The sequence below is a fragment of the Paenibacillus segetis genome (genome assembly GCF_014639155.1).
Classification (GTDB): domain Bacteria; phylum Bacillota; class Bacilli; order Paenibacillales; family Paenibacillaceae; genus Fontibacillus; species Fontibacillus segetis.
On sequence record NZ_BMFT01000001.1, the window covers coordinates 1,040,729 to 1,061,531 of the forward strand.

Consider the following 20,803-nt stretch of genomic DNA (forward strand, 5'->3'; position numbering starts at 1 on the left):
TAGTCTCCTTTGATTTATAAATCCAAACTTTTATGAAAGCGCTATTAATTACATAATAAACGTAGTACTATGATATTTATATAATAATTACCAACTACTTTTTTAGAAATTACAACCAACTGGAGGTGATAAAGATGAGTTCACCGATCCTACATTTCATCTCTCCACCCATTCCCTATTTCATCGATTGTGGTCGCGCATTCTATTGTGTAGGTGAGCGCCATGTCAGTCGAAACAGCATTGGTGTATTTGATTTGGTCGTTGTTACCAAGGGGACATTATGCTTGGGAGAAGGGGAAACGGAGTGGATAATTCAGGAGGGGGAATCGTTCATTCTTAGGCCAGATGCCAGTCATTTTGGGACAGAAGCTTGTAATACAAATACGGAAATTATTTGGATTCATTTTCATACCTTCGGGGCTTGGGAAGAATGTATGAGTATGGGGGATTGTTTAGATAATCAATCAGCATTGTTCGCTAGTCACAAGCAAACAGCCTATCTAAACCATAGTGAGGTATGCTCCGTGTTTCTCCCAAAGCACATGCGACTTAAGCCCAAGGCGATGGATATTTTGGAGCAATTTTTTCAATTGGAAGATGAACCTAGGTCGCTTCGTAACTGGAAGAGGCAATCGGTGTTCCAGATCTTTATCCAGTATCTTGACCGTGAGCTTGCTTCAACATCAGATGGAACGGCATTTAATTTAGCAGAGAAAATTGAACTCTTCATCAGACAAAATTACAGCAATAAAATTACCAATTCGATCTTACAGAGCGTACTGAATTATCACCCCAACTACATGGCTAGATGCATGCTTAAGGTGTATGGAATGACGCCTATGGATTACTTATTACAATACAGAATTGAGCAAGCGAAGAAATTACTAGTGCAAACGGAGTGGTCGGCCACGCGGATTTCAGAGGAGGTGGGATTCCAGCATGGTTCGTATTTCACGTTCTGTTTCTCAAATAAAGAAGGGATCTCCCCGCTTAATTTTCGACGGAAAATGAGGGGACACCTGTAATTTTATGAAGATGAATTTATATAGAAATTTGGATGTTATGTCAGCCAACTACATTATTGATATGGGGCCAGAAGGTGAGAAGCATCACATACCGGAAGATCTCTTCGTACGGTGCTTTGAATCGGTGATTATGTAGCCATCTATTGTTTATATTCATGATTGTATTAACAAAAAACGTATACCATCCGAAATTGCCGGGGTAAACGTTTTTTTCTCTTGCGAAGTATTGTAAATTAGCTTTGTAGTTTTTATGAGGAAATACCTTTTAGAAAATCATTAATAGCTTGAGTTTTTGTATCATCTGATTGGTCTAGTAGCTTGAGGAACTCTTGGAGCTCGGTTAGAACACCACTGGCTTTGATTTCCGATGAAGTTTTACTGGTAAGTGCTTTTTCGTAAGCTGCTTTTGCTTCAGGATTGATTGTCATCGAATCGTAATCAAACAGCGGGGTATTACTGGTCCCGTAGAAGGTGTACATTCTAGACAGTACGAACGCCTCTTTAACAGCAGCCGTACGATTGGAACTCTTATATTTTGTTAGGAATGCTTCTTTTGCCAAGGTACGCTCAAGCACCTCATCCCAACCGATCCGAAGTGCTGCATCTGCGGTGGAAGGCTGCTGGGATTCCGTTGCCATCAAATCAATGTAGGCTTGAATATCTGGCTTCACATACGGCTTAAATACCTTAAAACTCTTATAATCCATAACAGGATAAAACATGCCTTCACTTGTCTCAAGCTTATAGCCAATAGAGTTTAGATCTTGGAGTACAATCTTGGTCTTGGAACTAGTAACTTTGGAGCGAACGGTGTTCATGGTCATACCTGGCTCGTAAACTTTATTAATATCATTCTGTATGGCGGTTGCTTCTATTCTTTGTTGAGCAGTTGGTAGGTAGGCTTTTTGCGCGTTTTCCAGGTGTAGTGTCGCAATTGTCGCTTGGTATAGTGAAAATTCATCAATGTTATTGATTAGGGTAGCTTTTGCCCAACCAAGCGTCGACGGTTTCTTCAATCGTTGCTCAAATTGGTCGTAAGAAGAATGGGTTGCTGTTGCAGCCGCCGCTTCCGTTTGCCCAGGGAGTAGGACGCTTGAGACAGCAAATCCTATACCTGCAAAAGCAATTGTCGAGCTGAGACCAACGGAAATCCATTGTTTAAGTAATTTCCTCTGCATAGATAACCCTCCTTTTGAAGTATTTGTTATATATATGACGATTTTTTGAATGCTAATGTTGCAGTTATAGTTCAATCGCTATAATCGACATTGTTTAGTTCGAATTAACAGTTCAAATTTTTCGTCAATTAGAGTTTACAGTCTTGAGTCTCTCACGTACTTCGTTCGTCAGGCTCTTGACAGTAAATTTCTTAACGTTATATAATATATGCATGAGCATGCATTTAATTAATGTGTGAAATTTAGCCATACTTAGAACATCAAAATAATTGATCGTACAAAAGGAGAGAGAGAGTTTATGAATCATTTATTTTCACCATACGAGTTGAAGAATCTGAAATTAAAAAATCGCGTGGTTATGCCTCCAATGTGTCAGTATTCTGTATCAGCCAAAGACGGAATGGCTACGGACTGGCATTACGTGCACTATGTGAGCAGAGCAATTGGAGGAACAGGATTAATTATCGTTGAAATGACGGATGTAGAGCCAGATGGACGAATTTCGGATTATGACCTTGGAATCTGGTCCGATGAACATATACCTGCATTGGCAAGAATCGTTGAAGCATGTCACGCGTATGGTGCTAAAGTGGGGATTCAAATTGGCCATACAGGGCGCAAAGCGGAAGATGCGGCTGTTCCTGTAGCACCATCAGCAATTGCGTTTAACGAAAAATATAAAACTCCAAGAGAACTTACGACTGCAGAAGTTAAAGAAATGGTTGAGAAATTCCGATTGGGTATACAACGGGCGATCAAAGCAGGTTTTGATGTGATCGAGCTTCACGGGGCACACGGTTACTTAATTCACCAATTCCATTCACCATTAACGAATAAGCGATCAGATGAATACGGACAGGATCTAACCTTGTTCGGTACTGAAGTCATTCGCGCTGCCAAAAGTGAGATGCCAGCTGATATGCCATTGATTATGCGTATCTCCGCTATGGAATATGTTGAAGGTGGATATGGAATTAATGAGAGCGTAGAATTCAGTAAGGCATATAAAGAAGCTGGTGTAGATATGTTCCACGTTAGTTCAGGTGGGGAAGGTGAAATCGCCGCTGCTGGTAGACCGGGTACCCATGCAGGTTATCAGGTTCCTTTGGCGAGAGAAATCAAGCAGCGATTGGATGTTCCCGTAATTGCGGTTGGCAAATTAGATGAGCCGGTACTCGCCAATGCTGTAATTGGTAATGCAGAGGCTGACCTTGTTGCAGTAGGACGTGGAATGCTAAGAAATCCTCATTGGACGCTGGAAGCTGCGGTTCAGCTTCAAAAAGAGACAGAGTTTCCTAGACAATATCAGTTTGGATTTCCTCGCATAACGAAATAAAACAATAATCCATTCATGTTTTGGAGACCTACTTTATGGTTAAGTAGGTCTCTGTTTTTTTATATAAGGGTTTATTGGGACATACATGCTCATATGCTCGTTATCTGTTGAACCTAATGTTATAATATGAAAAAAGTAAAGACTGATTCTTCAATTGCATTTTGCTTTGGAAAGGACTTAATGATATGGAAAATGAACTGAATCATGATTATATATGCACATGGCTGTCACTAACGCATATTCAAATGAACATAGCAGGTGAATTAGAATCTAATTTATTAGAAAAGCATCAGTTATCCTTAAAAGAATTTTATTTGCTCTTATTCCTATCTCAGGCACCTGAGAAGAAGCTTAAGTTGCACCAATTGGAGTCGATGGTTGGATTAAGTCAAAGCGCCGTCTCCAGACTTGTCAGTCGTTTTGAAGCCAAAGGCTGTGGGGCATTACAAAAGCAAATTTGTGAAACTGATCGTAGAAATGTCTATACCTCTTTGACATCTATTGGTCAGGATAAACTGGATAGAGCGAAAGTGACATTTAACGAGGTTCTATTAAAGGCTTTGCCGGACAACGATTTAGAAAGTTTGCTGCAACAGATTCTTCAGTTGAAACAACGTTAAAATAGAAGGCCCCCTCATAGTTCGTTAGATGACGAATTATGGGGGGGCCTTCTTCAAATTTTAAACTCAGCTTACCCTACAATACTAACTATCCGGTTACGGCCTTCATTTTTGGCTTGATATAAGGCTTTGTCCACAGATTCAAACATTTCATTTAGAATAGTCTTGGGGTTATTTGAAATTTCTTTATTAAATTCATGAATAGCTAGAAAGCCCATACTTACAGTAATCGATAAAGGAAATTCTACATTCTGGACAAAAACTTTATTCGATTCAACGGCTTGTTTGACTCTTTCAGCTATGTGGTATGCTTGATCTTGATTCGTATTAGGTAAATAGATTATAAATTCTTCTCCACCATACCGAGCCAAAATGTCACTTTGCCGCAGTGATTTATTAATTATCTCAACAGTGTTACATATCACTTCATCGCCGGCTAAATGCCCGTAATTATCATTTACAGATTTAAAAAAATCAATATCTAATAGAAACAAGGCAAACGGAATTTGATATTTCATATTCTTCATCACTTCATGTTCTAATTGTTGTGTCAAAAAGTGACGATTATAGCAACCTGTTAAGCTATCGGTAATTGCCATGAGCTCGAGTTTCTGATTGGTTTGAAAAAGTTCATGTTGAATGCCAATTAATGATTGATTACGAAGTTGTAGAACTTCGTTCTGGAAGTTGGTTTCGTCAATGAGACGGTGAAGTTCGCTCGTATCCTGAAAAGTAAGAATTCGCCCAACCATTGTATGGCTAACCATGATAGGTGCTGCGTGAATTTTGATATGACGGAAGTTGATATTATTATATTTCACTTCAATTTCATTTCTCTCCTGAGGTCGTTCTCTGTAAGCCTCCAGGAACATGTCAACCTCACTAATAGGATCTTCTTGTAAAAGGAAGGTCCCTATATCGAAGCGGTCACCTATTTCTAATTGGATATAAGGGGATAACGATTGATTTATTTCTACAACGGTTTCATTATCATCAAGTACTAGAATCCCAAGAATGAGTGTGTCGATAATATCTTGATGAGCTATCGTTACGATGTCAAATACTTTATAGCGACGAATAGCAATGACGAAAAAGCAAGCAGATAGCAGAATACCAAGAGACGTTAACCCTGGAATAACCGGTATAGGTAACGGGAATACGACATTGAGGAATATGTCCATAAATATGAAAGCAGACATGACCAAGATTCCTTTACGCATCTGGATAACCGGTTTTTTGATACGAGAAACTTGTTCTGACTTTAAAGCTAGATACATGAAATAGAGAGATACAATAAGATACCCTATGAAAATGGCCGAGATAACCCAAAAAAGTGGCCCATAAGCTCTCTGTACGTAACCCCCATGTACAGGTTGGACAAACATAGATTTTGGATTGAATATTGCACTGAGCGTTACTAATATAACTGGAACATAAATGAGTAAAGATATTTTTCTGCGTAAAAACTTGGAGTGCCCCGTTAGAAAAAGCGTGAATAGTAGCCATCCAAGTGCTAATAGAGTCATATTAATAAAAGCAAGCTGTACATAGAATAATTGCAACTGGGCGTTATCCGTTGTTTTTATGACAAACTGACAGAAGGGCCATAACATCATGGAGAAGTGAAATGCTAAATATATCTTATGTAAATTAGTGATTGGTACAGAGACAAAAACATAAACAAAAAGAGCAAATAAAAGGAAGAATACGATTATATCAACCCATGCCATGGGGCCCAATATGTAACACTCCTTATGTAATTGTATTTTTTCTCCATTCTAAGTTGGGCCTAAACTCCTATAATAATACTAATATAGTGAAAAAATTACAACAGAATTAAAGGTGTATTAAGTAAAATATTCCAAATGGATATGAGAAAATTCACAAAAATAATATTTTATATGTAAAAAAAGGCTATCCTGGCGGATATCCTCTAAATATATGTGAATGCTATTGGATTTGTAGATTGAAATTATAGTCTAGTAAATTAGGGCTTTCCGCATATACCATAAAAAAACATATGAACCATTCCATCGAGAAATTTATCTAAATCGCTACTTTGCTGAGCCATTCCCAGAATTAATTCGTATTGATTCATGAAAAGTTGTATAAAGCCTAGAACGCTTTCGATGGAGACGTCTTCGGAAATCTCGCCACTTTTTTTCCCTTCCCCAATGATCCGAATGGTCAAAGGAAGGGTTTTCTCCTTATAAACCTCTTCGACATATCGAGTTAGTTCTTGATCATCTATCAAAAGCTCTTTGATAAGTCCTGGTGATAATTCATTATAGTATTTTTTCTCCATGAAGAGAATATACTCTATCTTCTCCTTTAACGAATGACCTCCGTTCATATAGTCTTCGAATTCGGCGATTACATTGTTTGCGTAGTTTTTAAAGACTTCTTGGAGCAAAGTCTCTTTACTTCCAAAATAATTATAGATCGTAACTTGAGAAACCTTGGCCTCCTTGGATATGTCAGCGATTCGAATCCGTTTAGGGCCCGATGTTCGTAGCATGTTAAAGGTAGTTTTCATGATTTTATTTTTAATGAGGTTGGCCCTCTTTTCAAACCCGTTCATTACGTTCACCCTAACTTTATGGAATAATATAAATTTTATGAAATATAAACATAAATATATTTCATAAAACCATTGACGAAGTTATTTTTCAGGTATATTGTAACATATGAAATATATTATTAAAAATATTTCATTTTCTTTATTCTTGGAGGTGCCGTAATGTTAACCGTTCAGCATTTGACGAAGACATTTTCAAATGGGAGAGGGATTTTCGATGTGTCGTTTTCGGTGGAGAAGGGCGAGGTCTTCGGCTTCTTAGGGCCAAATGGAGCAGGGAAGTCTACAACTATTCGGCATATCATGGGCTTCATGAAACCTGATAAAGGCTTTGTGAAAGTGAATGGGTTAGATACATGGACGGAGCAAGGGAAGGTTCAAGCTTATACGGGATACCTGCCGGGAGAAATATCTTTTATTGAAGGGATGACGGGGAAGACGTTCTTGGATTTTATAGCTAAGATGCAGGGAATTAAGGATTTGTCCAAGCGCGCCAACTTGATTGATCGATTGCAGTTTGACGTTCATACCCCCATTCGTAAAATGTCCAAAGGCATGAAGCAAAAGGTGGGGATTGTAGCCGCATTTATGCATGATCCAGAAGTAATCATTTTAGACGAACCAACGTCAGGTCTTGACCCCCTCATGCAGAAGGTATTTATTGAGATTGTCTTAGAGGAGAAGTCCCGAGGTAAAACCTTCCTGATGTCTTCACATAGCTTCTCAGAAATTGAGCGGACCTGCGATCGGGCTGCGATTATTAAAGACGGTGTCATCATTGCGGTTAAAGATATTCACGAATTACAATCCATGCAGCGTAAGGTGTTCGAAGTTACCTTCGAAGACCCCTCCGATGCCCAATCATTCTTGAACTCGGGTCTGCTAATCGAATCACACAAAGGGGATCGCGTGAAGGTTGCCATTCAGGGGAATTACAATAAATTTGTGGAAGAGACGGCCAAATATAAAGTACGTAATATTGATATCTTTAGCCAAAACCTAGAGGACATATTTATGAATTATTATGATCGAAAGGAGACGATGAAATGAATGCTACCCTATATAAACAGATGATGAAAGTGAACTTAAAGGGATTCATGAACTATGCGTTTGGATCCGCGTTTTATATCATTCTCATGTTCTGGTTGTTTCCAAGCATCGCGAAAAATTCGGAAGCCATCGATGGACTAGTTCAAGCTATGCCTGAAGGAGTAGGCAAAGCTTTTGGACTTAACGGCTTTGGTAGTGCCGAGGCATTCATTTCAGGCGAATATTATGGATTGATTCTAATTCTTATCCTTGCGATCGTATGTGTTCAATTATCAACTGGGCTTATGGCTAAATTGGTGGATCAAGGTTCTATGGCCTATTTATTATCTACCCCGACAACTAGGGGGAAAGTAGCGTTTACTCAAGCAAGCGTGCTGGTAACTGGTTTATTTCTGATTATGGGTGTTACGACCCTTGCTGGATTCGCAGGAAATGCTTGGTTTCTGGGAAGTGAATATGAGTTCGATACAACTAAATTTATTCAGATGAACGTTTCGGCGTTTTTGCTATTCTTTGCTGTTGGAGGTATATCCTTTCTAGTGTCCTCTCTTTGTAATGATGAGAAGAAGGCGCGTGGTATTTCCGGATTGATTGCATTCGGATTCTTCAGCTTGGATCTGCTGGGTAAACTTAGTGACAAGATACATTGGATGAGGAACATTTCCATCTTCTCCTTGTATAAGCCTAGTGAAATTATTAATGGTAATGTGGATATGGTATTCATCTCGATCATTCTCACTGCTATCGGTTTGATATCGTTCGGTTTAGCGGTAGTATTATTTCGAAGACGTGATTTGCCATTATAATATGATTCATTCCATGGAAAGCAAATATGAAAACTCCAAGTCCCTAGGGGCCTGGAGTTTTTTGCGCATTTATTCTTCAGGGGGTTCAATATTGATTTTTTGGAGGAGGGAGATGAGTAAATCTTCTTCTTCCTGGTTTAAATTTTGAGCAAGTCTTTTATTATTATCATCCAATATGGATTGAAGAATGGGTAAGAACTCTTGAGCTTTTGATGTTGGATAAAGAAGCTGGGAGCGTCGATCATTCGGATCTGGCTTCCGCTCGATATATCCAGATTGCTCCAACTGTTTGATTGAACGGGCAGTAGTTGCTTTATCGAATTTTAATTGTTGTGTGAGCTGATCTTGGGTTATTCCAGGATAATGTAGAATTGATTTTAGAAAGCTATGCTGCCCACCGCTGCCAACTCCATAAGGAGATAGCTGCTTTACGAGTGTTTTTTGATTTTGCCTGTGAATATATGAGATAAGCTTGGCTAAGGGTTCTTTCTTCAAGATTACACCTCTTTAAAGAATTAATGTTACAACCCATATTATAATAAAGTGGTTGCACACGCAACTAATTTGAGTTAAACTGGAATTACTGATTTAGTTGCGTGTGCAACTAAATGAACTTTAGTCATCTGGAGGTTTACTTAATGAACTCAATTCTTGGAAGCTACCAAGAGGATGCCGACATTCAGAAGAAGCGTTGGCTTATTCTCATTGTTCTTAATTTATTTACCTTTATGTCCACGTTAGACGGAAGTATTGTTAATATTGCATTGCCTGTTCTATCCAAGGAGCTCGGCCTACCCATCGCGCAGATTGAATGGGTGACTACAGGTTACCTTATGGCTATCTGTGCAGCAATTCTTTTCTTTGGGAGATTAGGAGATATCGCGGGGAAAATCAGAATATTTAAAATCGGAACAGTCATTTTTATTATTGGCTCATTGTTATGTGGACTGAGTAGTTCATTATCCTTTTTGATTATCTCAAGGGTCATTCAAGCTTTGGGTGCTTCCATGACCATGGCGAATAGCCAAGGAATTGTTACTGATATTTTCCCAGCGCATGAACGGGGGAAGGCACTTGGCTTTATTGGAACCTTTGTCTCGCTCGGAAGTATTGCTGGTCCAAGCTTAGGTGGAATTATTATATCGTCACTCGGTTGGGAATATATATTTTGGGTGAATGTCCCCATTGGAATCATTGCCATTATGATGGGATGGAGATACCTTCCGAAAGATCAAGTTCGGGTAAAAGCAAAAATAGACGTACCAGGAAGTTCGCTGTTTGCCATATTTATTGTTACGTTGTTTGCTGGTCTGCTGCTTGGCCAACAATTGGGTTACGATAACATGTGGATTATTATTTCTCTGATTGCTGCTGCAATAACTTTAGCTTTATTCTTACGAGTAGAATTCGTTCGCTCTGAGCCGTTGCTTCAGCTGTCACTATTCAAGAACCCGTCGTTCTCAATCAGTATTCTTTGCGGATTTCTCGTGTTCACGGCAAACTTCTGTTTCAATATTATTGCACCATTCTATGCCCAGAATATGCTCGATTTGTCCCCGTTCCATGCGGGGTTCCTACTAATGCTTTTGCCAATTTGTATGGTCATTGTAGCTCCGCTTAGTGGAGCTTTATCTGACAAAATAGGATCTGAACTGCTGACCTTTGCGGGGCTCATTGTGATGGTCATTGCCCAATTCGGATTAGCTAATCTGCACGGGGGAAGCTCTTTGATTGTTGTAGGCATTTGGATTGCGATGCTAGGGATAGGCAGTGGGCTATTCCAATCACCGAACAATTCGCTCGTCATGTCTGAGGTTCCTCGTACCCAGCTTGGTTCGGCTGGAAGCGTGAACTCATTGGTACGGAATATTGGGATGGTCGTAGGGATTACCGTTGCAACCACGATTCTGTTCCATGTCATGAGCGGTGAGGTTGGTTATAGGGTAACTGGATTGATCCCTGATCGGCCAGATGTCTTCTTAACTGGTATGCGAGTGGTTTTCACAACTTCGGCATCGATCTGCTTAGTTGCAGGGTTGTTAACGGGCTGGCGTATGTATAAATCGCAGGCGGTTAAGCGGGCCGTTGCTAAAGAGGAATAATTGCCAATTTAATGAATCCATCAACTTAGTACGGAAGCCCTTGAAATTTTCAAGGGCTTCTATATATATGAAACTAATGCTTGACGGAAAAAGAATAAAATTGGATAATTCAGCATGGTACATATATCCTATAAAAGGAGTGTTCTATCGTGGAACATCAAAAAATTGCCACGTTTTTCATGTTTTCTGGACGGGCTGAGGAGGCTATGAATTTTTATACCTCTTTGTTTGACAATTCAGAAATAAATAAGGTGTTATATCATGAAGATGGAACCATATTACATGCTATCTTTACTTTAAATGGACAAACTTATATGTGTATTGATAGTAAAGAAGAACATAATTTCAACTTTACGCCGAGCATTTCATTGTTTATAACCTGCGAGACATCTGAAGAAATTGATAATCTTTATCTGAAGTTATCTCAAGAGGGTACGGTACTAATGCCAATATGTCCCACTCCCGTAAGTGAGAAATTTGCCTGGGTTAATGATAAATTCGGTATCTCGTGGCAATTAATGCTGCTCTAATGAGAATCACTCATGAGAATTTATAACCGGTTACTAATTTGAGTTAAAAAGCTAGGTATATTGACTGCTATGAATATTCTACATTAAGCTAAAAAGGTAAAACAGAATATGCGGATGAAGATGGTAGGGAGAGACCCTGAGCAAGATATATTCTCCGGGCACCGAAGGAGCAAGTCGGCAGCTAGTCAGCTGTTCGATTAAACTCTCAGGTAGAAGAACCGCCATTGGACGCGACTCTGGAGAGAGCACATAGCCACCAAAGGGGAACGCTGGTCTTAGGACTGCTTAAACTCTCAGGTACCCAGGACAGAGGATCGGGCATTATAGCCGGATCTCTGTCCTTTTTTGTGTTTACAAGTTAATTAATAAGAAATATGCATACGAACAGGTAGAGCATGACAAAGTAAAGCTAGAACGCTCACCTAAGAAGGGGATTCGTCATGAGGTTCAAAGATGTATTTTCTATTATCGGTCCAGTTATGGTTGGACCTTCAAGTTCACATACAGCTGGTGCGGTGCGCATCGGTCGTGTTGCACGGCAGTTGCTCGGATGTATGCCTGAGCAAGCTATCATCACTTTTTACGGTTCCTTTGCGGAGACGTATTCCGGCCACGGAACAGATCTAGCTATTATTGGAGGACTACTTGATTTCGACACAGATGATGAGCGAATTCAGAATGCCTTCACTGAGGCCGAGCAGTCCGGTCTGCACTTTGAGTTGCGGCAGAGTACTTTGATGAGTCCTCATCCCAATTTCGTTGAGATTACAGCGAGCGTAGGTGGTAGGGATATCACAGTTAGTGGGGCTTCAATTGGCGGTGGAAATATAAAGATACATTCCATAAATAGCTTCGCTGTTAGCTGCACAGGATATTATCCGACACTGGTGATCACTCACGACGACCAGGTTGGGATCCTGGCTTCTATTACGAGAGCGGTTAGTAGCGCTGGATTGAATATCGGTTTTATGAATGTAGATCGCAAAGAAAGAAATGGTTCCGCGATGACAGTCATCGAGTGTGATAAAAGGCCGGGGGATGAAGTTCTCGAAACCCTTTCTCTCCTGCCACATATTAGCCGAGTCTCTGTAATTGATCTCAACTAGAGGAGTTGTATATATGCGTTTTAGTACCCTTAAAGATATAGTGGAAATATGCCAGGTTGAATCGTTAACGATCGCAGAGCTCATGATCGCTGAACAGGCTAAAGAAACCGGGGAATCACCGGAGGAGATTGTGAATCAGATGACCGCCTATTATCAAGTGATGAAGGAAGCGGTTAGTAAAGGACTTGAGAGTAATACTTCCTCTCGAAGTGGGCTTGTAGGTGGGGACGGTCGAAAGGTTAACGAACTCATCACTTCTTTTGAACCGTCTGTTGGTGTTTGGGCTGCTAAAGCGATGGCGTATGCTCTCGCAGTGTCTGAGGTTAACGCTTCGATGGGTCGCATTGTGGCTACACCAACAGCAGGTTCCTGTGGGATCATTCCCGGCGTCTTTGTTAGCGCTCAAGAGCGATTCGGATGGGAGGATGAGAAGCTCGTTCATGGGCTGTTTAGTTCGGGAGCGATTGGATACGTTATCGCCAACAATTCTTTCATTTCAGGTGCAGAGGGCGGCTGTCAGGCTGAGGTTGGTTCTGCCATCGGGATGGCGGCAGGAGCACTTGTAGAACTTCGTGGAGGAACTCCTGAGCAAGCGGTTCATGCCGTTGGTCTTGCGCTCAAGAATACGCTGGGTCTAATATGCGATCCTGTTGCCGGGCTCGTTGAAGTACCATGTATTGTTCGTAATGGTCTTGGCGCAGTGAATGCATTAGCGGCTGCGGATATGGCTCTTGCCGGCGTTCGAAGTGTCATTCCCTCGGACGAAGTGATAGGTGTTATGTTAGAGGTTGGTTCGAAAATGCCGGGAGAACATCGCGAAACGGCACTTGGTGGATTAGCTCAAACTCCAACCGGACGCAAGTTGACGGAGCAGATCAAAGCGACTAAATCACCATCTTAAATGATCCTTAGGAAACATGGTTTAAGGATTGAAGATGTGGTTAATCCTATCTATCAATGTAATAGTATTTTTCAGTTAGAGATAATTTAACGATTAAACTTAATGGAGGTAACACGATGACACATAAAAGCAACATACAGCGACGATTTCATGCTACACTCCTTCTTTTTACTTGCCTATTCATTCTGCTAAGTGGTTGTTCGAAGGCACAAACTGAATCACAGAACTCAATTCCTCCAGTAGAAACCCCAGCACCAACAGAATCGAATACGAATACTACAACAGAACAACCGAATTCTCAAACAGAATCTAATGTAGCGGATTCAGAAGGAATCCCCGCAGATGTGAAAGTTAAAAAGGTACTTGTGGATACTACAATAAAAAAAGATTATCACAAAAAGGTTGAGCTCCTTACAGACGGTGGTAAACGTGTAACCATTACCGATCCTAAAGGTGAAATTGTCTTGCGGCAACTTGAATATGATGGAATCATTCAAGCGGTTAATGGGAATCAAGTTACCGTCCAAGTGGAACATGGGGGGCAACAAACCTTAACCATTCCGAGTCATATCGTCATTGAAGATGAAGACAACTTAGGACTGAACAAAGGTGTTGAAATCGAATGGACGGTAGATACGGATGGTCAAATCCAAAGTGTGGAATTGGATGATTAAGTAAGATATAAATAGAATTTAGACTATCTCAAGGGCGACCCTCGGGTCGCCTTTTGTCTTTTCTAGTGTATAATTATGGAAAATATCTCTTAACTGACATTCTTTGAATAGGGGAGGGAACTGATGAGTAAAAAATATTATATATTTATTGCGATCATTACTTTATGCTCAATCATGTTAGATGCTTGTTCGTATAGAGAAGAAATTAAGAACACGAGTAATGTTACTACACAAGTTTCTACAGCTACTAACATAGCCCTTAAATATAAATTGAAGGAGCTTGAAGCAGCTCCACCGGACAACGCTAAAGAGATTAACCCAGAGCAAATCGCGAAGAGGGAAAAGTCGATTAAGTCTCTAACAACAAAAGAGTTTTTCGATAAACAATCTGCTGATCATGTCTACGAATGGGCTTTGAGAGCAGCATTAATCAAACAAAGTGACCTGAAAATTACTTATATTTCATTTAGAAGATCAAATGTTACTGAAGATAGCAGTGAGCTTACTTATGAGGCCACTCTTCGTTTTGGGGAAGAAAAATTAACCCTGAATGGAACGATGACTCTTTTAAAAGAAGGCGGCTCTTGGAAAGTAAATGATGATCAATATAACGCTGATGATATTTTAGAAATAATAAATACAAATGACTAACGGGCTAATTTCAACAATTCTTGATTATCAACAAAAGTCGTTGTATTAAACAGTAGTAATACATCCTCAATCCCATTCTCGGTCATGTAAGTACCAATATCGCCGTTGTAATACCGTAGATCGATAACGTGAATTTCCGGCACTTGAAGGGCTAGAAATGGAAGCACGCTATGCGCATAAGAATCTTTGATGACTAACAGCTTCTGCTGTTCTATGTCCTCTGGCTTAATATCGCTTGTTATGGTCATGAGGGCATGGACTCCACCAAGAAAATAAGAGTATTTATCTTTCTTCTCCAAATAACTGGGGTCGTATAGACTAGATATGGTTTCATTTGTATCCGCGATATACATCTTTGAAGAGGTAGGCCATTTCGGTACATAAACTTGGATGGAATCTGGGTCTAATCTATTGAATTGGCTCCGTGTATGATAGCTCCCTAGAAAAGAATCGGTGATCGTTTTAATCGTAAACTCCGATTTGTCCTTTACCGTCCAGCCCACGTTCTCCGCATAGGCTTGATAAGCTAAGTAAGCACCATAAGTCGTCCAATGATGGTCTGTGCGGTAGAAGATGGGTATCTGTTCATGAGCAGCAGGACGCAAGAAATCAAACCCATCCATGAAAGATAGGTTGACGCCTAACTGTAACTGATCAGCAACATACTCGTTCACCTTCACCTGCGGAAAAGTAGGGGCAAGCCAAGGTAGCCGTTCTGGATATACCCCAATCGACGTAGGAGCAAGCATAAACGTTATGTTGGCCTTGGGATGATTAGCCGCAAACTTATTAATAGCCCCCGTATATTTCTGTATTGCTTCAAAATTTGGTTTACCAAACTTCTCGAATAAATAACCGTCATGACCTTTGTAAATCCCATTGTTCTCTTGTTGTAGACGCAACTGTTCTATGCTTGATTTTAATGAAACCCATGAATCTCGAAAAGGGAAATGATCGGTTATGTAGCCTTCGGTCTGTTCGGAAAATGTCTTGGACCAAAGGTTATCCCACGTGAACTGTGGTACTTTCTGTAGTGGACGATTCTCTGTGTCCGAGAAATACGACTTAGGTAGAAGCAGGAATAAGAAAGACATGACGAATAGAATAGCGACAAATCCAGCGATGTACAATTGATCTACGCGTTTCTTCATCTCATTCATACTCCTTTAATAGTGTGTTCAAAAAGTACCTCTTAGGTTTTAAAATCGGAAGTATAGGAAAGGATTAAAGGTTGCATCAACCAAGTAAGCGATTGACAGTACGAATAACACGGCATGCCAAACAAGCTGAAGATAAGGCCTAGTCTCCATACGTGATCCTATCCGGTTAGAACAAGAAGCAATGACCAGTACAACGAGCAATATTAAGTTCGTGTACCAAAGATAACCTGTCTCTGCATCCCATAAAGGTTGTCCATTTAGCCCTAACATGGCGGTAAAATAACTCAACATGGCGGGAAGCTCATCAAATGCGAAGAGTACCCAGCCGATCAAGATAAGAAGTATTGCATAACTATGTCTGATCCACCGTGGCATACGTTGAAGAAACTTCAGTCCTACCCACTTTTCAAATATTAGAATAATGCCAAAGTACAACCCCCAAAAGAGGAAGTTCCAACTTGCTCCATGCCAAATCCCCGTCAGCATCCATACGATCAGAATATTTCGCAGCTGTTTGCCAAATCCATGACGATTACCACCTAACGGTATATAGACATAGTCGCGGAACCAGGTGCTTAATGAAATATGCCAACGCCGCCAAAAATCAGTGATGCTCTGTGCCATATAGGGCTTATTAAAGTTCTCATTAAACCGAAATCCAAACATTAACCCAAGACCTATAGCCATGTCTGAATAACCACTGAAATCAAAATAAATTTGGAATGCAAAGGCGATAATACCGAGCCATGCAGTGAGAACAGTTAGTGTATCTGGGCTTGAGTTAGTGATCGTATTCCATAGCAATCCAATATTGTTCGCTAGCAATACCTTCTTCGCTAATCCAATCGTAAAACGCCGTACTCCTTCTGCAAACATCTCCCTGCTTACCGTTCGATGGCGTAATTGCTCAGCAATTGTGGAATATTGCACGATAGGGCCAGCTACTAATTGTGGGAAAAGGGCTACAAAGGTACCGAAATCGATCCAGTTCCGCTGGGCTTTAGCGGTTCTTCTATACACATCGATGATATAGGACATAGATTGAAACGTATAAAAAGATATCCCGATCGGCAAAGGTAACTCAGTTAACGGAATGTGTGTATCGAAGAGTGCGTTGATATTTCCGATAAGAAAGTCTGCATATTTGAAATAGGACAGCAAGCTCAAATTAACGATGACGGATACAACAACAATCCCTTTTCGCTTGTTATCACTGAGCTTTGGTCTCTCTAGAAGCAGACCAAAGCTGTAATCAGTGATGGTGGAGAGCAACATGATGACGATATATACAGGTTCTCCCCAAGCGTAAAATACGAGGCTGGCAGCGAATAAGATCAAATTCTTCATTCGCCACGGTGAGCCATAATATAATGCCAATACGGCAGGCAAGAACAAGAATAAGAATATTAGGCTACTGAAGACCATAACGATTATTTCTTAACGAAGAAAGTTTCGAATTCTTGCATGATTTTATCGGCTTCTTCGGAGATAACGAAGATAACGTATTTCCCTTTTGTTACTAGTTTATAGTTCTTGGCATTTTCGTATTGGTCAGGTAGATAAGTTTCGAATTGCTTCTGAATATCAGTTGCCCGTTGTTTGACAGCAGTTTCTACGGCCGGGGTGTCTTTGACATCTTTGACCTTGAGAAGAGCAATTTCATTTGTTTTCACATTCATCATCGGCATCATAATGGTATATTCCTCAAGTAAAGCAGGATCCAAGTGGTAGAGGTCACTGACCATATCCGGTGATAATTCCATTAAGGAAGGTTGCTCAACTTTTGAAAGTACAGTGTCGGTCATTTCCTTTGTTGTTTGGGTTGGTTCGACAGCCTCTTCTTTGTTGCTTGTACTACCGCATGCGGTTAGCATGATTCCAAGTACAACGACCATTATCATTAAAAGATTCTTTTTGCTCATGTTAGTTCATTCTCCTCGTCGTGTTTTATTGTGTTCAGATAGCAAAGACGGTACGGAAACTGTTAATGTTGCACGAAGACCAGTGGGAAAATAAGTATGCTTCTTATCATCTGCGGAAAACTATACAAAAATACAAAAAACGAGCCTGATACGATGATGTATCAGAGCTCGTTTGTTTAGTATTAGACCTCGGTTTCTGGGGGATTAATATAGTGATCAAGAATAGTAGCTGAAAAGAATAAGGGGCGATTATGTGATTAAGCTTAATAACTTTATCCGAGTATGTATTGCAATTGTATTAATACTGACAATATTGTATTTGGGCTCACAGGTTACTTTCATCTTTAGACCTATATTGTCGCTTATTACGATTGCTACCGTGCCTTTAATGTTATCGGCTTTCTTTTATTATTTACTTCGTCCACTTGTAAATATAATGGAACGAAAAAAAATGAATCGTACTTTATCGATCCTACTGATTTATTTGGTGTTTGGATTATTTTTTGTAGGCTTTATTCTTGGTGTATGGCCATCACTACGTGATCAATTTATCAATTTGTTAAATAATGCGCCGGATTTATTTGTCGCGCTAGGCAAACAGCTTCAAAATCTCGAACAAAGCGGGATTCTCTCGCAATTTTTCCCTAGTGACACGAGTCCTTCTTCACAGATCACGGATTATTTGAATAAGGGCTTTTCGGTGATGACCAACTATCTCTCTGGATTGTTCTCTGTCATATCGAATATTACCGTGATTTTGTTCATTTTTCCCATTGTATTGTTCTATATGTTAAAAGATAGTGGTAATTTTGGACGTAAACTCGTTAGCTTTACGCCAAAAAGATTTCATAAGGAAGCAGCTAAAGTAGTCGCTGATATCGATCGTTCTCTGAGCAGTTTTATTGTGGGCCGGGTGCTGATTAATTTGGCACTGGGAGTACTGATGTATTTTGGGTTCATCATCATTGGTTTACCGTATGCTCTGTTACTTACCGTGATAGCTGTTATCATGAACTTTGTTCCATTTGTCGGGGCAATATTATCTGCGATACCGATTGTCATTATTGGGTTAATTGAGTCCCCTTCCATTGGGATTTGGTCACTCGTTATCATTTTGGTCGCTCAGCAAATTCAAGATAATTTGATTGCCCCCTATATTTTTGGTAAGCAGCTAGATATTCATCCGATCACTACAATCATTTTGGTGTTGGTGGGTGGTGATTTGGCTGGAATCATCGGAGTGTTATTGATCATTCCAGTCTATATGATTATAAAAATTGTTGTAGTTAAGATATATGATTTATTCTTCCGTAAAAAATGGGAAAAAGCATAAAAAAACTGGCGATACGCCAAAAAGGACATACCGCCAGCTTATTGGATTTTCATAACATTACAAACTATGTTTATTGAATGATCGCGCATCCAATTCTATTACCAGAGTTACCTGCGGGATCGGTATGCATATCATCTGGATCTTCATGAATGATCAAAGCAGTTCCACCACTTTTGAGTAGTGAGTTGGGAACATCTTTTTGCAACGTGACCGTCGTTAATACAAATTGAGCCTGTGCTTTCCCATCTGCTCCTGCTACGAGATTAGATAAATCACCCGCATGTTCTCCTTTGGGGCTATCATATCCATGCTGTTTAACTGTTGGGTTAAAGTGTGCACCTGCTGATTTGAAATCCGGTATTTCACACTTGCCTGTTTCGTGTATATGAATGCCATGGAGTCCAGGCTTTAACCCTGATGCAGATACATCAATTTGAACACCTTTTGCTAATTGCGTAAACGTAGCTGTTCCAATTTTAGCTCCCTTTTCATTGATAATGTCGCTCGTGATGGGCTTCACCGCTGCAGATGGTTCATTGGCGATTGAGGCTGTCATTGCACCCATGGTTTCTTCGGCTTTGCAACCTGTTACGATCAGTAGCAGGACAATAACAGCTAACAATGGAATTTGTCTTAACTTCATAAATACCCTCCAAATCAATTGATTTATTTGTGTACTACCTTTTATTTATTCCCATTATCAGAGTCAGCAAACCCGTGTTGAATTAATATGGTCTCTCTTTTATGCAAAAAAGCACCGGATACATGAATGTATCTAGTGCTTTTCATATTTCTTTCTTTATTTTAACGGGTTAGTGGAATGATGGGGGAGTGAAGGTGTCCGGATCGTGAGCAAATTGTCTAAGTTTTTGAATGAACATTTTCACAGCCATCGTATCTAAGGAAGACTTCTTATCCTGCAAAACATAGAAATTACGGGTCATATGTTGACCTTGTATCTGTATATTATGTAATCCCTCACTTTCAAGCTCCTTAATCATAACTAAGCGGGATAAAATCGCAACACCCAAACCTGCAATAACAGCTTCCTTAACCCCCTGATTACTGTTGAAGACGAAGGAACGTTTCACGTGTAGGCCCAGCTCATCGATAAAATGATCGCTAAAAGCCCGGGTACCCGATCCGTGTTCTCTAAACACCCAGACTAGATCATGCAACATGTTTGGACTAACACTTCTTAGCGAAGCTAAGGGATGTCCAGCAGGCACAACTAACACCATTTCATCTTCCATAAAAGGCGGATTCACTTGAATTTCGGGATACTCAATTTCACCCTCAACCAAGCCGACATCAAGTTCATTGGTATGGATCTCTTGTGCGATCTCTTCGGTATTCGCAATTTTTACCTGGATATCGATATGCGGATATTGATTCACGAATTGTGATAGAAGACGCGGTAGGATGTATTCACCAATGGTATAGCTTGCGCCTATTTTTAATGACCCTGTAACCTCGTTCCGTAATAGATGAATTTCTTCTGTAGCTGCATCATATTGGGCTAAAATTTGCTTGGCTCTTGTGTATAAAATAAGTCCTGCTTCCGTCATCTTCACTTGCTTAGAAGAACGATGGAGAAGCTTAACACCAAATTCATTTTCCAAGTTTCTTATATGTAGACTGACCCCTGGCTGAGAAAGATTAAGCATTTCTGCAGCTCTTGAAAAATTGCTTTGTTCTGCTACGGTTACAAATACTTTCAAGGTATGAACAATCATTTTCTCCTCCATTATCGGACACGCTAAACTTACGAATATCTTACAAACATTGTATCTCTTTCTCGTAAGTTGGACAAACCGTCTTCGCTTCTCCT

22 protein-coding genes and 1 riboswitch are annotated in these 20,803 nt (G+C 40.1%); of the genes, 13 read left to right on the forward strand and 9 right to left on the reverse strand.

Annotated features, from left to right (window positions below; genetic code table 11):
• The first annotated feature begins 134 nt into the window (after nucleotides 1–134).
• Nucleotides 135–1,025 carry a helix-turn-helix domain-containing protein gene (locus IEW05_RS04515; RefSeq protein ID WP_188536226.1) on the forward strand — a complete coding sequence of 297 codons (891 nt, stop codon included), beginning with the start codon at nucleotides 135–137 and terminating at the stop codon, nucleotides 1,023–1,025.
• A gap of 10 nt (nucleotides 1,026–1,035) precedes the next feature.
• Nucleotides 1,036–1,161: a hypothetical protein gene (locus IEW05_RS25900; protein WP_268238722.1), complete on the forward strand. Its 126-nt coding sequence runs from the start codon at nucleotides 1,036–1,038 to the stop codon at nucleotides 1,159–1,161.
• A gap of 112 nt (nucleotides 1,162–1,273) precedes the next feature.
• Here the strand turns inward: IEW05_RS25900 and IEW05_RS04520 are convergent, their stop codons facing one another.
• Nucleotides 1,274–2,203: a hypothetical protein gene (locus IEW05_RS04520; RefSeq protein ID WP_188536228.1), complete on the reverse strand. Its 930-nt coding sequence runs from the start codon at nucleotides 2,201–2,203 to the stop codon at nucleotides 1,274–1,276.
• A gap of 298 nt (nucleotides 2,204–2,501) precedes the next feature.
• On the opposite strand from IEW05_RS04520, the gene IEW05_RS04525 reads away from it, so the two are divergent.
• Nucleotides 2,502–3,539 (forward strand): NADH:flavin oxidoreductase/NADH oxidase, encoded by a 1,038-nt coding sequence (locus IEW05_RS04525; protein ID WP_188536230.1) that lies wholly within the window; start codon nucleotides 2,502–2,504, stop codon nucleotides 3,537–3,539.
• Nucleotides 3,540–3,724: 185 nt separating this feature from the next.
• On the forward strand, nucleotides 3,725–4,159 hold the full coding sequence (locus tag IEW05_RS04530) for a MarR family winged helix-turn-helix transcriptional regulator (protein WP_188536232.1): 435 nt from the start codon (nucleotides 3,725–3,727) through the stop codon (nucleotides 4,157–4,159).
• Nucleotides 4,160–4,230: 71 nt separating this feature from the next.
• On the opposite strand, the gene IEW05_RS04535 is transcribed toward IEW05_RS04530, so the two are convergent.
• On the reverse strand, nucleotides 4,231–5,889 hold the full coding sequence (locus tag IEW05_RS04535) for a histidine kinase N-terminal 7TM domain-containing diguanylate cyclase (RefSeq protein WP_188540723.1): 1,659 nt from the start codon (nucleotides 5,887–5,889) through the stop codon (nucleotides 4,231–4,233).
• 257 nt (nucleotides 5,890–6,146) lie between these two features.
• Nucleotides 6,147–6,695: a TetR/AcrR family transcriptional regulator gene (locus tag IEW05_RS04540; RefSeq protein ID WP_229753259.1), complete on the reverse strand. Its 549-nt coding sequence runs from the start codon at nucleotides 6,693–6,695 to the stop codon at nucleotides 6,147–6,149.
• A gap of 204 nt (nucleotides 6,696–6,899) precedes the next feature.
• On the opposite strand from IEW05_RS04540, the gene IEW05_RS04545 reads away from it, so the two are divergent.
• Entirely contained in the window at nucleotides 6,900–7,787 is an 888-nt protein-coding gene (locus IEW05_RS04545) for an ABC transporter ATP-binding protein (protein WP_188536237.1), read from the forward strand.
• Entirely contained in the window at nucleotides 7,784–8,593 is an 810-nt protein-coding gene (locus IEW05_RS04550; protein WP_188536239.1) for an ABC transporter permease subunit, read from the forward strand. Before IEW05_RS04545 ends, IEW05_RS04550 begins: the two co-directional genes overlap by 4 nt.
• 69 nt (nucleotides 8,594–8,662) lie before the next feature.
• Here the strand turns inward: IEW05_RS04550 and IEW05_RS04555 are convergent, their stop codons facing one another.
• Nucleotides 8,663–9,088, reverse strand: a complete 426-nt coding sequence (locus IEW05_RS04555) for a MarR family winged helix-turn-helix transcriptional regulator (protein ID WP_188536241.1) — start codon at nucleotides 9,086–9,088, stop codon at nucleotides 8,663–8,665.
• A gap of 143 nt (nucleotides 9,089–9,231) precedes the next feature.
• Here IEW05_RS04555 and IEW05_RS04560 point away from each other — a divergent pair, with 143 nt between their 5' ends.
• The 6 genes from IEW05_RS04560 (at nucleotide 9,232) to IEW05_RS04585 (ending at nucleotide 14,557) form a co-directional block, all read left to right on the forward strand.
• Entirely contained in the window at nucleotides 9,232–10,695 is a 1,464-nt protein-coding gene (locus tag IEW05_RS04560; RefSeq protein ID WP_188536244.1) for an MFS transporter, read from the forward strand.
• 149 nt (nucleotides 10,696–10,844) lie between these two features.
• The gene (locus IEW05_RS04565) at nucleotides 10,845–11,225 is read left to right on the forward strand and encodes a VOC family protein (protein ID WP_188536246.1); all 381 of its coding nucleotides are present in this window, start codon (nucleotides 10,845–10,847) and stop codon (nucleotides 11,223–11,225) included.
• Between the two features lie 114 nt (nucleotides 11,226–11,339).
• A riboswitch (glycine riboswitch) is annotated at nucleotides 11,340–11,456 on the forward strand.
• A 209-nt stretch (nucleotides 11,457–11,665) separates the two neighbouring features.
• Nucleotides 11,666–12,331: an L-serine ammonia-lyase, iron-sulfur-dependent subunit beta gene (gene sdaAB / locus IEW05_RS04570; RefSeq protein ID WP_188536248.1), complete on the forward strand. Its 666-nt coding sequence runs from the start codon at nucleotides 11,666–11,668 to the stop codon at nucleotides 12,329–12,331.
• A 13-nt stretch (nucleotides 12,332–12,344) separates the two neighbouring features.
• Nucleotides 12,345–13,232 (forward strand): L-serine ammonia-lyase, iron-sulfur-dependent, subunit alpha, encoded by an 888-nt coding sequence (gene sdaAA / locus IEW05_RS04575; protein WP_188536250.1) that lies wholly within the window; start codon nucleotides 12,345–12,347, stop codon nucleotides 13,230–13,232.
• 116 nt (nucleotides 13,233–13,348) lie between these two features.
• Nucleotides 13,349–13,906, forward strand: a complete 558-nt coding sequence (locus IEW05_RS04580) for a hypothetical protein (RefSeq protein WP_188536252.1) — start codon at nucleotides 13,349–13,351, stop codon at nucleotides 13,904–13,906.
• A 123-nt stretch (nucleotides 13,907–14,029) separates the two neighbouring features.
• Nucleotides 14,030–14,557, forward strand: a complete 528-nt coding sequence (locus tag IEW05_RS04585; RefSeq protein WP_188536254.1) for a hypothetical protein — start codon at nucleotides 14,030–14,032, stop codon at nucleotides 14,555–14,557.
• Here IEW05_RS04585 and IEW05_RS04590 read toward each other — a convergent pair.
• From IEW05_RS04590 to IEW05_RS04600, 3 genes are read right to left on the reverse strand one after another with little or no spacing between them, the layout of a single operon-like run.
• Entirely contained in the window at nucleotides 14,554–15,708 is a 1,155-nt protein-coding gene (locus tag IEW05_RS04590; protein WP_188536256.1) for a DHHW family protein, read from the reverse strand. The two genes, IEW05_RS04585 and IEW05_RS04590, sit on opposite strands and share 4 nt — an antisense overlap.
• A gap of 48 nt (nucleotides 15,709–15,756) precedes the next feature.
• Nucleotides 15,757–17,142, reverse strand: a complete 1,386-nt coding sequence (locus IEW05_RS04595; protein ID WP_188536258.1) for an MBOAT family O-acyltransferase — start codon at nucleotides 17,140–17,142, stop codon at nucleotides 15,757–15,759.
• A 5-nt stretch (nucleotides 17,143–17,147) separates the two neighbouring features.
• A complete protein-coding gene (locus IEW05_RS04600) occupies nucleotides 17,148–17,639 on the reverse strand; it encodes a DUF4358 domain-containing protein (RefSeq protein ID WP_188536260.1) in 492 nt (163 codons plus the stop codon).
• A 253-nt stretch (nucleotides 17,640–17,892) separates the two neighbouring features.
• Here IEW05_RS04600 and IEW05_RS04605 point away from each other — a divergent pair, with 253 nt between their 5' ends.
• On the forward strand, nucleotides 17,893–18,972 hold the full coding sequence (locus tag IEW05_RS04605) for an AI-2E family transporter (RefSeq protein ID WP_188536262.1): 1,080 nt from the start codon (nucleotides 17,893–17,895) through the stop codon (nucleotides 18,970–18,972).
• Nucleotides 18,973–19,042: 70 nt separating this feature from the next.
• Here the strand turns inward: IEW05_RS04605 and IEW05_RS04610 are convergent, their stop codons facing one another.
• On the reverse strand, nucleotides 19,043–19,615 hold the full coding sequence (locus IEW05_RS04610) for a superoxide dismutase family protein (protein ID WP_188536263.1): 573 nt from the start codon (nucleotides 19,613–19,615) through the stop codon (nucleotides 19,043–19,045).
• A 169-nt stretch (nucleotides 19,616–19,784) separates the two neighbouring features.
• A complete protein-coding gene (locus IEW05_RS04615) occupies nucleotides 19,785–20,708 on the reverse strand; it encodes a LysR family transcriptional regulator (protein ID WP_188536265.1) in 924 nt (307 codons plus the stop codon).
• Between the last annotated feature and the right edge of the window lie 95 nt (nucleotides 20,709–20,803).

Bases quoted from the DNA above. Each gene is read 5' to 3' on its own strand.
- IEW05_RS04525 (WP_188536230.1), top strand. From the start codon at position 2,502: ATGAATCATTTATTTTCACCATACGAGTTGAAGAATCTGAAATTAAAA.
- sdaAA (WP_188536250.1), top strand. From the start codon at position 12,345: ATGCGTTTTAGTACCCTTAAAGATATAGTGGAAATATGCCAGGTTGAA.
- IEW05_RS04595 (WP_188536258.1), bottom strand. From the start codon at position 17,142: ATGGTCTTCAGTAGCCTAATATTCTTATTCTTGTTCTTGCCTGCCGTA.
- IEW05_RS04545 (WP_188536237.1), top strand. From the start codon at position 6,900: ATGTTAACCGTTCAGCATTTGACGAAGACATTTTCAAATGGGAGAGGG.
- IEW05_RS04585 (WP_188536254.1), top strand. From the start codon at position 14,030: ATGAGTAAAAAATATTATATATTTATTGCGATCATTACTTTATGCTCA.
- IEW05_RS04520 (WP_188536228.1), bottom strand. From the start codon at position 2,203: ATGCAGAGGAAATTACTTAAACAATGGATTTCCGTTGGTCTCAGCTCG.
- IEW05_RS04615 (WP_188536265.1), bottom strand. From the start codon at position 20,708: ATGATTGTTCATACCTTGAAAGTATTTGTAACCGTAGCAGAACAAAGC.
- IEW05_RS04540 (WP_229753259.1), bottom strand. From the start codon at position 6,695: ATGAAAACTACCTTTAACATGCTACGAACATCGGGCCCTAAACGGATT.
- IEW05_RS04580 (WP_188536252.1), top strand. From the start codon at position 13,349: ATGACACATAAAAGCAACATACAGCGACGATTTCATGCTACACTCCTT.
- IEW05_RS04550 (WP_188536239.1), top strand. From the start codon at position 7,784: ATGAATGCTACCCTATATAAACAGATGATGAAAGTGAACTTAAAGGGA.
- IEW05_RS04560 (WP_188536244.1), top strand. From the start codon at position 9,232: ATGAACTCAATTCTTGGAAGCTACCAAGAGGATGCCGACATTCAGAAG.
- IEW05_RS04535 (WP_188540723.1), bottom strand. From the start codon at position 5,889: ATGGCATGGGTTGATATAATCGTATTCTTCCTTTTATTTGCTCTTTTT.
- IEW05_RS04590 (WP_188536256.1), bottom strand. From the start codon at position 15,708: ATGAAGAAACGCGTAGATCAATTGTACATCGCTGGATTTGTCGCTATT.
- IEW05_RS04610 (WP_188536263.1), bottom strand. From the start codon at position 19,615: ATGAAGTTAAGACAAATTCCATTGTTAGCTGTTATTGTCCTGCTACTG.
- sdaAB (WP_188536248.1), top strand. From the start codon at position 11,666: ATGAGGTTCAAAGATGTATTTTCTATTATCGGTCCAGTTATGGTTGGA.
- IEW05_RS04515 (WP_188536226.1), top strand. From the start codon at position 135: ATGAGTTCACCGATCCTACATTTCATCTCTCCACCCATTCCCTATTTC.
- IEW05_RS04530 (WP_188536232.1), top strand. From the start codon at position 3,725: ATGGAAAATGAACTGAATCATGATTATATATGCACATGGCTGTCACTA.
- IEW05_RS25900 (WP_268238722.1), top strand. From the start codon at position 1,036: ATGAATTTATATAGAAATTTGGATGTTATGTCAGCCAACTACATTATT.
- IEW05_RS04600 (WP_188536260.1), bottom strand. From the start codon at position 17,639: ATGAGCAAAAAGAATCTTTTAATGATAATGGTCGTTGTACTTGGAATC.